Raw genomic sequence first — 12,416 nt, forward strand, 5'->3', positions numbered from 1 at the left:
CGCTGCGCCCCTGTCCGCGCCGGCCCCTGCCCCGCCCTCGGCGTCCGGACACCGCGAGCGTCTGCGCAATCGCCTGCTGACCGGCGGGGCCGAGGCGCTGGCCGATTACGAAGTCCTCGAATACCTGCTCTTCGCCGCGATCCGCCGGGGCGATACCAAGCCGCTCGCCAAAGCGCTGCTCGCGCGCTTCGGCAGCCTCGCCCGCGTGCTGGAAGCGGAGCCCGCAGCGCTCGCCAAATCGCCGGGCATGGGCGAGGCGAGCGCGGCTGCGCTGAAGGCGGTGGCGCTGGCGGCGCGGCGCATGGCGCGCAGCGAGGTCGCGAACCGCCCGGTGATCGCCAACTGGCACGCGCTGATCGACTACCTCACCGCCGACATGGCGCATCTGACGGTGGAGCGCGTGCGCGTGCTCTATCTCGATACCAAGAACCGGCTGGTGCAGGACCATCACGTGGGCGACGGATCGATCGACGAGGCCGCGATCCATCCGCGCGAGGTGATCCGCCGCGGGCTGGACCTGGGTGCGGCGGCGCTGATCCTCGTCCACAACCATCCCAGCGGCAGCCCCGAGCCGAGCCGGGCCGACATCCTCGTCACGCAGCGGATCGCCGAGGCCGGGCGGCTACTCGGCATCGCAGTCCACGACCACGTGATCATCGGTCAGGGCCGCCATGTCAGCCTGAAGGCGAAAGGGCTGATCTAGCGGCCCCTCCTTCAGCGGGGCCTATTTCGGCGGCAGGCCCCATTCGCTATAGAGCGGCGCCAATCCCGGCGACGCATGCAGCGCCAGCTCGATATCGGCGCGCGCGTCGGCCTTATTGCCGAGAGCGCGCTTGACGACCCCGCGCAGGTAGCGCGAGCCGTGCTGCGCAGGCTCCCGGGCGAGCGCGACATCGAGATCGCGCAGCGCCTCTTCGTATCGGCCGAGGCGGTAGAGCGCGAGCGCCCTGCTATCGATGGCCCCGGCACCATTGCCCGATTCTTCCACTGCGCGGGTGCAGATCTCCAGCGTCTGCTCGGTCACGCGGTCGAAAATTCCGCTGTCCCAGCATAGCGAGTTGAGCAGCCCCGCATCGTCCGGCTCGATGGCGAGCTCGTCGCGCAGGAGCGCCAGGCCCTCATCCTGACGGTCCGAGAAACCGAGCGTGTAGGAGCGGGCCATCGCCTCGTGCTTGGGCTCTTCGAACAGATACGCATGCTCGTCGAGCAGGGCGATCGCTTCGTCGTTGCGACCGAGCAGCGCAAGAACTTCGAGCCGCGTCCCATTGAGGGAGTAATCCGGATCGATCTGCGCTGCGGCCTCGTAATCGGCCAGCGCGGCCTCCAGATCGCCGAGCTGCCACGATGCAGCGCCGCGCAGGATGTAGCTGTCGGCGGTGGCATCGCGCGCGATCGCCGCGTCCATGTCTGCCCGCGCGCCTTCGAAATCGCCGGTGTAATATCGGAATGTGGAGCGGTTGGCATACACATCCGCATCATCGGGGTCGGCGTCTGCGATCAACTGCGAATAGAGTTCGGCAATCGGTTTGAGCCGTGCGCGATCGGCACCGCGATATTCGAACGCCCTCTTGGCCTCGCCCGAAGCGCGCAGGCGCGGAAGGCCCCTTTCCACGCGGAGCGTCCGGCGACGAACCTCTGGCAGGTCGCTGGCCGGCACTTCCCATGCGAGGCTCTGGACCTCCTCCGCGATGGACAGGCGGCCGTTGCCCAGCTCCGCTTCCGAGAAGAGCCGCGTGCCGCCGACGACTTCGTTCAGCTCGGTCTGGCCCAGCAGCCGGAACTCGCCCTCGCCCTGGGGCAGAAGCCACTCGATATTCCGCCGGAAGAAGACCGGGCCTCGCACCATGACCGGCAGCTCCGCGATTTCCGGTCGCGAACGGTCGACGTCGAAATCGAAGCCTTCGATCACCTGGTACGGTACGCCGAGTTCGAAACGTCCATCGGTCTTTTCCCATGGCGAAGTCACGAGGCCGCGTGCGCTCAGGTTCGCCATGCCGGTGTCGCGATCGAAGGCAAGGTTCATCTCGGCCGGCTGATGATCGCCGATGACGTTGCGTACCGCCTCGGTGAGGACCGCCTCCTTCTGGTCGGCATCTTCGACCAGCGACAGCGATTCGTAACCCTGCGCCGACACGCCGCTGACGCGGATCGTGATGTCGTAGATCGCGGGCACGTCGATCCCCGCAGACTGGTCGATTGTGAGCGCGATCGCCTCGTCCGGGATGGCCTGCGGGCGCATCGCCATTTCCTGCAGGTCCGTGCCGCCGTCGCGCAGCGGCAGAGAATAGCGGAAACGCGGCACCTCGATCATGTTGCTCAGGCGAAGTCCGCCGCTGGTCCCGTCGAGCCAGTAGGCAGTGCCATCAATGTCGGCGCGCACGATCATGTGATCGAAATTGCCCAGCGCAGGCAGCAGCTCGGGCAGCGCATCGCCCGTCTGGCTATGGACCAGCACCGCCTCGGCGGAAATGCCGAGTTCGCGGAGCATGGCAAGCAGCAGCAGCGATTTCGCCTTGCAGTCGCCGGTCCGCGCCTCCCACGTTTCGGCCGGGCTTTGCGGGATGTAGTTCCCGCCATCGAGGCCGTTCAGCAGGTAACCGATCTCGTCCTGCACGAATTGTGTGGCGAGCGCCGCTCGCTCGCGCGGATCGGGGGTGCGCCCCGCAATCTCGGCGACCTTGTCGGCAAGTGCGCCGCCCGGCTCGATGGTGCCGCCGGTTGCGAAGTATGGAGCGATGACGTCGGAAATCTGGGCGTAATTCTCGAATGTCGAGGCCCGGACGGAAGGAGGCAGCCGGAACCGGGCGGGCGCATCCTCCGGAATGTCCTTCGCCTCGTCCACCGGCAGGGAAATCGTCACGTAGCGATAGCCACCACTCTCTCGCGTCGCGGCGTCGGGCGAGACCTTGTCCGTCCGCCAATGCACCGCTTCGTCCACGGGCCAGGAGAGGATCGTGCGGCCCGCTGCGATCGGCGCGGGCTTCGCCTGGACGATACTGGCGAATTCCATATCCTCGTCGAGGATCTGTTCGTCCTTCGAACTGGTAAAGGAATAGCGCAGCACATCGCCGATCTCCGTCCCGGAGACGGACATCGTGGCGGTGAGGACGCCATCGAGGATGCGCTCTTCGAGCCTTTCCTCGCGCCGCAGCACCTCGAACCGGGCGCCGCCCGCAAGCAGGTCGATGACCTCGCCGTCGCGGACCAGCTCGACCCGGTGAACGGTCAGGTCGCCCTTGTCGGGCAGCCATTCGAGCGAGATCGTCCCCAGGGAATTGAGCGCCTCCGGACTGTCGAGCGCGAAGGCGATGTCGCCGTAGGTGGAGACCAAACCGTCCTCCATCCGCGTCTGCGTTTCGATCAGCCGCAGAGGCAGGCCCTGGCTCTCGCTGGCCGGCGGGAGGTCGGCGACATCGACCCATGCGGCCTCGTCTTCGTAGAGGATCGTCTCGCCGGCTTGTGCAGGCACGCTGAGCGCAGCAGCGACCAGCCCGGTCGCTGCCGAGGCGAGATAGATATGACGCATTGTTCCCCCGAGGATCCCTGTCTGTTTGCCGGATCAGGTGTACAATGGCCTGTCGCGCTTTCAATGCCAAGAATGCGCGCCTGAGCCGCCGCAGCAAGGTTGGCGCCATCGCACTTGCCATTGCAGCCGATGCGTTTTAGCCGCGCCCCGTTCCCCACAGCCCGAACCGGAGCCCCCCTCAATGGTCCCCCGCTACGCCCGCCCCGAAATGACCGCCCTGTGGGAGCCGGAGGCGAAATATCGCATCTGGTTCGAGATCGAGGCGCATGCGACGCAAAAGCTCGCCGATCTGGGCGTGGTGCCGCAAAGCGCGGCCAAGGCGCTGTGGGACTGGTGGGAGACCAATCCCGAAATCGACGTCGAGGCGATCGACGCGATCGAAGCCGTGACCAAGCACGACGTTATCGCCTTCCTGACCTGGGTGGCCGAGCATGTGGGCGAGGAAGCGCGCTTCATGCACCAGGGGATGACCAGTTCGGACGTGCTCGACACGACGCTGTCGGTCCAGCTCGTCCGCGCGAGCGACATCCTGCTGGCCGACATGGACGAGCTGCTGGCGGCACTCAAGCGCAGGGCGGAAGAGCACAAGCTCACCCCCACCATCGGACGCAGCCACGGCATCCATGCCGAACCCGTGACCTTCGGGCTCAAGCTTGCCCAGGCCTATGCCGAGTTCGACCGTTGCCGCGCGCGCCTGTGGGACGCCCGCACCGAAATCGCCACCTGCGCGATCAGCGGCGCGGTCGGAACCTTCGCCAATATCGATCCGCAGGTCGAAGCCTATGTGGCGGACAAGCTGGGACTGGTCCCGGAACCCGTGAGCACACAGGTGATCCCGCGCGACCGCCACGCGATGTATTTCGCCACGCTGGCGGTGATTGCAGGCAGCATCGAACGGCTAGCGGTCGAAGTGCGCCACCTGCAGCGCACCGAGGTGCTCGAAGCCGAAGAGTTCTTCTCGAAGGGGCAGAAGGGTAGCTCGGCCATGCCGCATAAGCGCAACCCCGTGCTGACCGAGAACCTGACCGGCCAGGCGCGCATGATCCGCGCCTATGCCATGCCCGCGCTGGAAAACGTCGCGCTGTGGCACGAGCGGGACATCAGCCACTCCTCGGTCGAACGCTTCATCGGGCCCGATGCCACGATCACGCTCGACTTCGCGCTCGCTCGCCTCACCGGCGTGGTCGACAAGCTGCTGGTCTACCCCGAGCGGATGGAGGCCAACATGAACCGGATGGGCGGCCTCATCCACTCGCAGCGCGTATTGCTGGCGCTGACCCAGAACGGTGTCAGCCGCGAGGATGCCTATGCCATCGTCCAGCGCAACGCGATGAAGGTGTGGGAATCGGACGGGCGGCTGCAACTGCTCGACCTGCTGAAGGCGGATGACGACGTCGCCAAGGCGCTGTCCGAAAACGAGCTGACCGCGCTGTTCGACCTCGAATACCACCTGAAGCATGTCGATACGATTTTCGCGCGGGTGTTCGGCTGAGAGTGTAGGCTGGAGGTGTTCGGCTGGACGCCTTGCGCTGGACGGGCCGGATTGCGCGGCCTAGGCTTCCGCTCGTTGCGGCAGGTGCGCTCCAGGGGGGATTGAGATGCAAATTGTACGGACGATTATCTGGGTACTCATCCTGGTGGGCGTGGTCCTGTTCTCGTTCTTCAACTGGCGCGAGGTCGAGGTTACGATCTGGGACAACCTGGTCCTCGAAACCAAGGTGCCCGCGCTCGTCATCATTTCGTTCCTGCTCGGCTTCCTGCCTACCTGGCTTTACGCGCGCGGCGTGATCTGGAGCCTCAACCGCAAGATCCGCAGCCTCGAAATCGCCGCGAAGGCGAACTCCGTTTCCGCAGCCGCACGCGAAAGCGACCGTGAGGAAGCGGCGCGCAGCGATGCAGCCATCTCCGAGCCGGAGCCGGAAGCAGAACCCCAGCCCGAACCCGCAACGCCGTCCGAGGACGAGATGAAGGGACAGGACGCGACCGACGATCGGCTTTCGGCGGACGGCGCAGCTGCGGATGGCACCAACCCGTCGGCCGGCCCGGAAGAAACCGGCGAGTCCGGCTCGCAGGACAAGACGACGACACTGTGAACCCTGTCTATCTCGCCCTCGACCTGCCGCGTATCGAAGCGGCGCGCGCACTGGCCGAGAAGGTCAAGGGGCATGTCGGCGGGCTGAAGCTGGGCCTCGAATTCTTCTGCCAGCACGGCCACCACGGCGTGCACGAGATTGCGCAGGTCGGCCTGCCGATCTTCCTAGATCTCAAGTTCCACGACATTCCGAACACGGTCGCAGGCGCGATGCAGGCGATCCACGTGCTCGAACCCGCGATCGTCACGGTGCATGCCGGGGGCGGACGCGCGATGATGGAAGATGCCAAGGCCGCGGCGGGCGAGCATACCAAAGTGGTTGCCGTGACCATGCTCACCAGCCTCGACGAGCGCGATCTTGCGCGCACCGGGGTTTCGGGCAGCGCCCACGACCAGGTGCTGCGGCTGGCCGAACTGGCGCAGGACGCGGGCCTCGACGGAATCGTGTGCTCGGGCCACGAAGTCGGCGAGGTGCATAAGCGCTGGAAGCACGGCTTTTTCGTCGTCCCCGGTCTGCGCCCTGCGGGTAGCGCGGTGGGCGACCAGAAACGCGTTGTGACGCCGCGCAAGGCGCGCGACGATGGCGCGAGCGTGCTGGTGATCGGGCGGCCCATTTCGAAAGCCGGCGATCCGCTCGCCGCAGCGCGCGCGATCGAGGAAACTCTTTGATCCGCCTGCCGGCCTGCGCCGCGCTCGCAGTGCTGGCAGGCTGCGCGACAACCCCTCCGGCGGGGAACGTCGCCCTGATCGATCCCGCGCTCGGCGCGGCGACCACGCAGACCTGCTCGCGCCCCGGCCCCGAACATCCCGAGCGCTTCTTCCGCCCGAGTCCGCGCGAGGTGACCGCGATCGAAAGCGCCGCGATGCGCGTGCTGCGCGATCATGCGGGCGACTACGCAGCGTCGACGGATCGCGCGCAACCCGGCACGGCAACGCCTTTCGACTGGCCCCACGACCCCTCGCTCTACAAGCGCCAGTATATCGGCTATTACGAGAATGGCCGGCGCATGATCTACGGCAACTACTACCCCGCTGCGAATGGCTTCGAGGGGAGCGAACCATTCTCGATCTGCGACGGCGGATGGCGTTTCTTCGGCGTCGAATATGATGTCGAGGAAATGGCGGTGCGCCGGATCGCCTTCGACGGATCGCTCGGCGGGCCGTTGCTCGCTCCGATCGAACCGTGATCCGGTGATAGCCGTCCGCCTGCGCAGGCTTGGAATCGCACGCGCGCTCGGCCAAGGCTCGCCCGCATGACAACCCAGATCAAGATTTGCGGCCTCTCGACGCCCGAAACCGTCGATGCCGCCGTGGACGCAGGCGCGAGCCATATCGGGCTCGTCCACTACGAACCGAGCGCGCGGCACGTGTCCCTTGAGGATGCGGCCAGGCTGCGCCGCCGCGCGCCCGGGCACGTCAAGGTCGTGCTGCTGACGGTCAACATGCAACCGGCGGAGCTGGAGACGGCCTACCGCGCGGTGCAGCCCGACGTGCTCCAGTTCCACGGGCGCGAGGCGGTCGAGTGGATGAAGATGGTGCGCGATCTGCTCAAGGTCGAAACCTGGCGTGCGGTCGGCCTCAGGGAACGGGAGGCGCTGGACAAATCGGCCAAATATGTCGGCCAGATCGACCGCCTGCTGTTCGACGCGCCCGCGAAGGCCCTGCCCGGCGGCAATGGCGAGGCGTTCCGGTGGGACATCCTGGACGGATACGATCACCCGATGAACTGGGCGCTGGCGGGGGGGCTGACACCCGAAAATGTCGGCGACGCGATTGCGCGCACCGGCGCGCCGCTGGTCGACACCTCGAGCGGGGTCGAAAGCGCGCCGGGCGTCAAGGATGTCGGCCTGATCCGCGCCTTCTGCGAAGCGGTGCGGTCAGCCTGAGCCGGTGCCTCGCGCGAGGGCGGGCGACGAGTTTCGCACTCACCCCCGCGCACCGGCGCACATCAGAAGAATGTGCCGAGACCGATGGTCACTGCGTTGCTCTCGTGGTGGTCCACGAACACGTGCCGATATTCGGCGGCGACGTAGGTGCCGCCGTGGCCGAGGTGGTGTTCGTAACCGAGACCCACGTGCGGCCCGTCGCCGTGATGGGTGAAGGTGTAGCCGCCATTGACGAAGACGCTGCCCTTCTCGCTCACCGCGGTGCCGAGGCGGCCCGTCAGCGCGAGTTCGACATAGGTGTCTTCGGCGAGGATTTTCTCGCCCGAAACCTCTGCGCCGAGGAAGGTGTGGTCGCCGAGGTCGAAATCGTAGCCCGCCGCGATGCCGAGCACGGGGTCGGTGTGCTCTTCCGTCCATGCCACGCCGCCGCGCAGCTCGGCACGGGGGCCGCCGGTCGCTTCTTCGGCGGCCGCGGGGATCGCGGGAAGCGCGACGAGAAGGGTGGCAAGGAGAATACGTGCTCGCATTGGTAGGGATCCTGTCCAAGGAGGCCCCAAGCGCCTGATCGGGCGCAGGGGCCGGGCCAAAATCTCCATCATAGAAAACGCCGCGGTGCCCGTGCCCCCCGGGCCGGATTTTTCTCGCGCACAGCGGCGCGCGCCCGGCATTGCCCCTTCGCCCCCCTTGACCCGCGCGCGCCGACCTTGTCGGGATCGCACTTGGCCGATAGGCCTTTCGCGATTCTCCCCCGGGCCGCACCGCTGCTTCGCATGCGGCCCAGCACGAACGGATTTCCAGTGACCGACGCTGTTCCCAATTCCTACCGCAACCAGCCGGACGATCGCGGCCATTTCGGCGATTTCGGCGGACGCTATGTCGCCGAAACGCTGATGCCGAACATCTTGGCGCTGGAGCAGGCCTACGACGAGGCGCGCAAAGATCCGGCCTTCACCGACCAGTTCGAGGACCTGCTGGAGCATTACGTGGGCCGCCCCAGCCCGCTCTACTTTGCGGAGCGCCTGACCGAAGCGCTGGGCGGCGCGCAGGTCTGGTTCAAGCGCGACGAATTGAATCACACCGGCGCGCACAAGATCAACAACTGCATCGGGCAGATCCTGCTCGCGATCCGCATGGGCAAGACGCGCATCATTGCAGAGACCGGTGCAGGCCAGCACGGCGTCGCCACTGCCACCGTGTGCGCGCGCTTCGGCCTGCCCTGCGTCGTCTACATGGGCGCCGAGGACGTGCGGCGGCAATCGCCCAACGTGTTCCGCATGAAGCTGCTCGGCGCGGAAATCGTCCCCGTCACCAGCGGCCGCGGCACGCTGAAAGACGCGATGAACGAGGCGCTGCGCGACTGGGTCGCGAATGTGGAGGACACGTTCTACATCATCGGCACGGCGGCAGGCCCACATCCCTACCCCGCGATGGTCCGCGACTTCCAGAGCGTGATCGGCACCGAGGCGCGCGCGCAGATGCACAAGCGCGTCGGCCGCCTCCCCGACCTGCTGGTCGCGTGCATCGGCGGTGGCTCCAACGCGCTCGGCCTGTTCCACCCCTTCCTCGACGACGCGGACGTGAAGATGCTCGGCGTCGAAGCGGCGGGGCTAGGCCTCGACGGCGACCAGCACGCCGCCAGCCTGACCGGCGGCGCCCCCGGCATCCTCCACGGCAACAAGACCTTCCTGCTGCAGGACGAGGACGGCCAGATCACCGAGGGCCACTCGATCTCGGCAGGGCTCGACTACCCCGGCATCGGCCCCGAGCATGCATGGCTGAAGGACATCGGCCGCGTCGAATACACCGCCGTCACCGATGACGAGGCTTTGGAGGCGTTTCAGTTGCTGTGCCGGACCGAGGGGATCATTCCTGCGCTCGAGCCTTCGCATGCCATCGCGGCGGTGGCGAAGCGCGCGAAGGAGATGGACAAGGATGCGATCATCCTCGCGAACTTGTGTGGGCGCGGGGACAAGGACATCTTCACCGTGGCGGAGAAGCTGGGGGTGGAGATTTAGGCCAATGGAACCGGATGGCTCATCCAAACGAACTACGGCCATCCTCAGCGTTGGCATTTTGGGCTTTTCGGAAATTCTTTTCCTCTTCACGCATGATATTTTCTACTGGACTCCGCATATTACCAATCTCGAAGAGGGATTTGATTATTATTATTGGAATTCCGTTGGCAACATTTCTGCGGTCGGGCTTTTCGCCTTTCCTATGCTCATATGGCATGTTTCAGATTTACTGACCTTTTCCGAACCCAGAACGAGGCTGGCCTCATTGCTTGGGTCCTACCAACTCGCGCTTTATTCTATGCTGGCAGGAATCGTCGGCTACGCCGTCATCGCGTCAGGGCTCACCGAAAGAATACAATGTTGGGAAATGGAAAAAATGAATTCCAATCCTAACACCGATTTTTTCATAGCTTGTCATCCGAATATTGGATTCGGGATCGAGTTCCTGGTGCTCCCCTTTTTGCTCATTTGTCTGCTTCTCGCTGTCAACAAACTTGCGTTTGCGGCCTTTTCCACGTTCAGACCGGCGGCCTGATGCGCATTTTCGCAGCCAATCTAGAGCGAGTTGCCGCAACGGGTCGCAGACTTGATCCGGGATCCCGCCTCTTCTGGCGCGACCAGAAGCTAGCGGGCTCCCAACTCGGCGGCCGGGGCGACGATTTGGCGGAGGCCTGTCCTACACTCGGCCCCAGAGGCATAATCGCCGCATGATGATCTCCACACCCTTCCCCCTCCAGCCGTTCTTTGCCATGCGCGCGGACAGCAGATTTTTTGACCCTAGGACACTGTGTCAGGTGTGTCAGCGTTCAGCTCCAAAGGACCGCAGGTGAACAACGCAAACCGAATCGCTACTGCCTTTGCCAAGCCACATCCCGCGCTTGTCTGCTTCGTCACCGCGGGCGACGGCGATACCGCCGCGAACCTCGATGCGCTGGTCGATGGCGGGGCGGACGTAATCGAGCTGGGAATGCCCTTCACCGATCCGATGGCCGATGGCCCCGCGATCCAGGCGGCCAATATCCGCGCGCTGAAAGCCGGGACGACCACGGCCGATGTGCTGATGATCGCCAACGAGTTCCGCGATCGCCACCCGCAAGTGCCGCTGGTGCTGATGGGCTATGCCAATCCGATGGTGCGGCGCGGGGCCGAATGGTTCGCGCAAGAGGCTGCAGGCGCTGGCGTCGACGGCGTGATTTGCGTCGACATTCCGCCCGAGGAGGACTCCGCGCTCGGCCCCGCACTGCGCGAGCAGGGTATCGCCCCGATCCGGCTTGCCACGCCCACCACCGACGACTTCCGCCTGCCGACCGTGGTCGAGGGGTCCGAGGGCTTTCTCTACTACGTCTCGGTCGCAGGGATCACCGGCAAGCAGAGCGCGGCGCAGGATTCGATCGATGCGGCGGTGAAGCGCCTGAAGGCGGCGACCGACCTGCCCGTGGCGGTCGGCTTCGGCGTGCGCACGCCCGAACAGGCCGGGGCCATCGCAAAGGTTGCCGATGGCGTGGTGGTCGGCTCCGCACTGGTCGATCTGGTCGCAGAGCATGGCGCGGATGCCCCCGCACACCTGCGCGATCTCACCGCAAGGCTTGCGCAGGCGGTGCATTCGCGGAGTTGATGAACCCCGTCGCCCCTGCCCTTCGACGTCGCCTGCGGCGTCGCTCAGGATAAACTGGCGCGAAGCGGCAGGCGGGGGCCCGGATGACCTTGGTGGGCCGATCCACGGGCGTTATCTGTATCCCTGCCTTCGCAGGGATGACGCGTTAGAGCAGGGATGACGAATTGAAGAAGCCAACCTATAGGAACGCCGCATGAGCTGGTTCAATCGTGTCCGCAATTCGCTGCCCTTCGTCGCCAAGCGCTCCACCGACGAGACGCTGTGGATCAAGTGCAAGGGCTGCGGAGAGATGATCTTCGCGAGCGACTATGCCGACAACCTCTATGTCTGCCCGCGCTGCGAGCACCATGGGCGGATCGGCGCCGACACGCGGATCGCGATCCTGATGGACGAGGGCTTCGACCTGCTGCCCCAGCCCGAAGTGAAGGAAGACCCGCTCAAGTTCCGCGATTCCAAGCGCTATACCGACAGGCTGAAGGCCGCGCGCGCGAACAACCCGCACCGCGATGCCTTCACCGTCGCGAGCGGCGCGATCGAGGGCCAGCCCGCGGTGATGGGGGTGCAGGACTTCCACTTCATGGGCGGATCAATGGGCATGGCGGTGGGCCAGGCCTTCTGCGACGGCGCGGCCGAAGCGCTGCGGCGCAAGTGCGGCTATGTCGTCGTGACCGCGGCTGGCGGCGCGCGCATGCAGGAGGGCATTCTCAGCCTGATGCAGATGCCCAAGGCGACCGTGATGGTGCGCAAGCTGCGCGCAGCGGGCCTGCCCTATATCGTGCTGCTGACCGATCCGACCACCGGCGGCGTCACCGCCAGCTACGCGATGCTCGGCGATGTCCAGCTGGCGGAGCCGGGCGCGCTGATCGGCTTCGCAGGCCAGCGCGTGATCCAGGAAACGATCCGCGAACAGCTGCCCGAAGGCTTCCAGCGCGCCGAATACCTGCACGAACACGGCATGGTTGACCGCGTGGTGAACCGCCACGACCTGAAGGCCGAGCTGGCGATGCTGCTGCGCTATATGGGCGCGAGCGAGGCGGCGTAATGAACATCCTCCCCTCCCCTTCAGGGGAGGGGATCGAGGGGTGGGGGAAAGCTGGGCGCGAGGCCCCTCCCCCAACCCCCTCCCCTGAAGGAGAGGGGGCTTAAATGAAGAAGCGGCGCTTTGAAGGCTCGAAGGTAATGCGGCGAATGACGCCAAAGCGAGACTTTAGGTTGGCGGCCGCCTTAGCCCTCTTGGGAACTTCCGCAATCTTAGGAATATGGCAGTCTGCCATCGTGAAAA

12 protein-coding genes are annotated in these 12,416 nt (G+C 65.7%); 10 read left to right on the forward strand and 2 right to left on the reverse strand.

Annotated features, from left to right (window positions below):
• The first annotated feature begins 10 nt into the window (after window positions 1–10).
• Entirely contained in the window at window positions 11–703 is a 693-nt protein-coding gene (gene radC, locus DL238_RS14025) for a RadC family protein (protein ID WP_115493384.1), read from the forward strand.
• 21 nt (window positions 704–724) lie between these two features.
• Here the strand turns inward: radC and DL238_RS14030 are convergent, their stop codons facing one another.
• Window positions 725–3,526 (reverse strand): DUF3857 domain-containing protein, encoded by a 2,802-nt coding sequence (locus DL238_RS14030; protein ID WP_115493075.1) that lies wholly within the window; start codon window positions 3,524–3,526, stop codon window positions 725–727.
• A gap of 181 nt (window positions 3,527–3,707) precedes the next feature.
• Here DL238_RS14030 and purB point away from each other — a divergent pair, with 181 nt between their 5' ends.
• The 5 genes from purB (at window position 3,708) to DL238_RS14055 (ending at window position 7,504) form a co-directional block, all read left to right on the forward strand.
• Complete coding sequence (purB, locus tag DL238_RS14035) at window positions 3,708–5,018, forward strand: adenylosuccinate lyase (RefSeq protein WP_115493076.1); 1,311 nt, start codon at window positions 3,708–3,710, stop codon at window positions 5,016–5,018.
• 106 nt (window positions 5,019–5,124) lie between these two features.
• The gene (locus tag DL238_RS14040) at window positions 5,125–5,619 is read left to right on the forward strand and encodes a LapA family protein (protein ID WP_234031120.1); all 495 of its coding nucleotides are present in this window, start codon (window positions 5,125–5,127) and stop codon (window positions 5,617–5,619) included.
• Window positions 5,616–6,287, forward strand: a complete 672-nt coding sequence (gene pyrF, locus DL238_RS14045; RefSeq protein WP_115493077.1) for an orotidine-5'-phosphate decarboxylase — start codon at window positions 5,616–5,618, stop codon at window positions 6,285–6,287. The genes DL238_RS14040 and pyrF overlap by 4 nt, the downstream gene beginning before the upstream one ends.
• Window positions 6,284–6,805 (forward strand): hypothetical protein, encoded by a 522-nt coding sequence (locus tag DL238_RS14050; protein ID WP_234031121.1) that lies wholly within the window; start codon window positions 6,284–6,286, stop codon window positions 6,803–6,805. The genes pyrF and DL238_RS14050 overlap by 4 nt, the downstream gene beginning before the upstream one ends.
• A gap of 66 nt (window positions 6,806–6,871) precedes the next feature.
• Complete coding sequence (locus tag DL238_RS14055) at window positions 6,872–7,504, forward strand: phosphoribosylanthranilate isomerase (protein ID WP_115493078.1); 633 nt, start codon at window positions 6,872–6,874, stop codon at window positions 7,502–7,504.
• Between the two features lie 62 nt (window positions 7,505–7,566).
• Here DL238_RS14055 and DL238_RS14060 read toward each other — a convergent pair whose 3' ends face one another.
• A complete protein-coding gene (locus tag DL238_RS14060) occupies window positions 7,567–8,031 on the reverse strand; it encodes an outer membrane beta-barrel protein (protein ID WP_115493079.1) in 465 nt (154 codons plus the stop codon).
• 243 nt (window positions 8,032–8,274) lie between these two features.
• On the opposite strand from DL238_RS14060, the gene trpB reads away from it, so the two are divergent.
• From trpB to accD, 4 genes are all read left to right on the forward strand, one after another.
• Complete coding sequence (gene trpB, locus DL238_RS14065; protein WP_181883963.1) at window positions 8,275–9,519, forward strand: tryptophan synthase subunit beta; 1,245 nt, start codon at window positions 8,275–8,277, stop codon at window positions 9,517–9,519.
• A gap of 4 nt (window positions 9,520–9,523) precedes the next feature.
• The gene (locus DL238_RS14070) at window positions 9,524–10,054 is read left to right on the forward strand and encodes a hypothetical protein (RefSeq protein WP_115493080.1); all 531 of its coding nucleotides are present in this window, start codon (window positions 9,524–9,526) and stop codon (window positions 10,052–10,054) included.
• Window positions 10,055–10,345: 291 nt separating this feature from the next.
• Window positions 10,346–11,134: a tryptophan synthase subunit alpha gene (gene trpA / locus DL238_RS14075; RefSeq protein WP_115493387.1), complete on the forward strand. Its 789-nt coding sequence runs from the start codon at window positions 10,346–10,348 to the stop codon at window positions 11,132–11,134.
• Window positions 11,135–11,327: 193 nt separating this feature from the next.
• Complete coding sequence (gene accD / locus DL238_RS14080) at window positions 11,328–12,176, forward strand: acetyl-CoA carboxylase, carboxyltransferase subunit beta (protein WP_115493081.1); 849 nt, start codon at window positions 11,328–11,330, stop codon at window positions 12,174–12,176.
• The last annotated feature ends 240 nt before the right edge of the window (window positions 12,177–12,416 follow it).

This window comes from Alteriqipengyuania lutimaris, from assembly GCF_003363135.1.
Taxonomy (GTDB): Bacteria; Pseudomonadota; Alphaproteobacteria; order Sphingomonadales; family Sphingomonadaceae; genus Alteriqipengyuania; species Alteriqipengyuania lutimaris.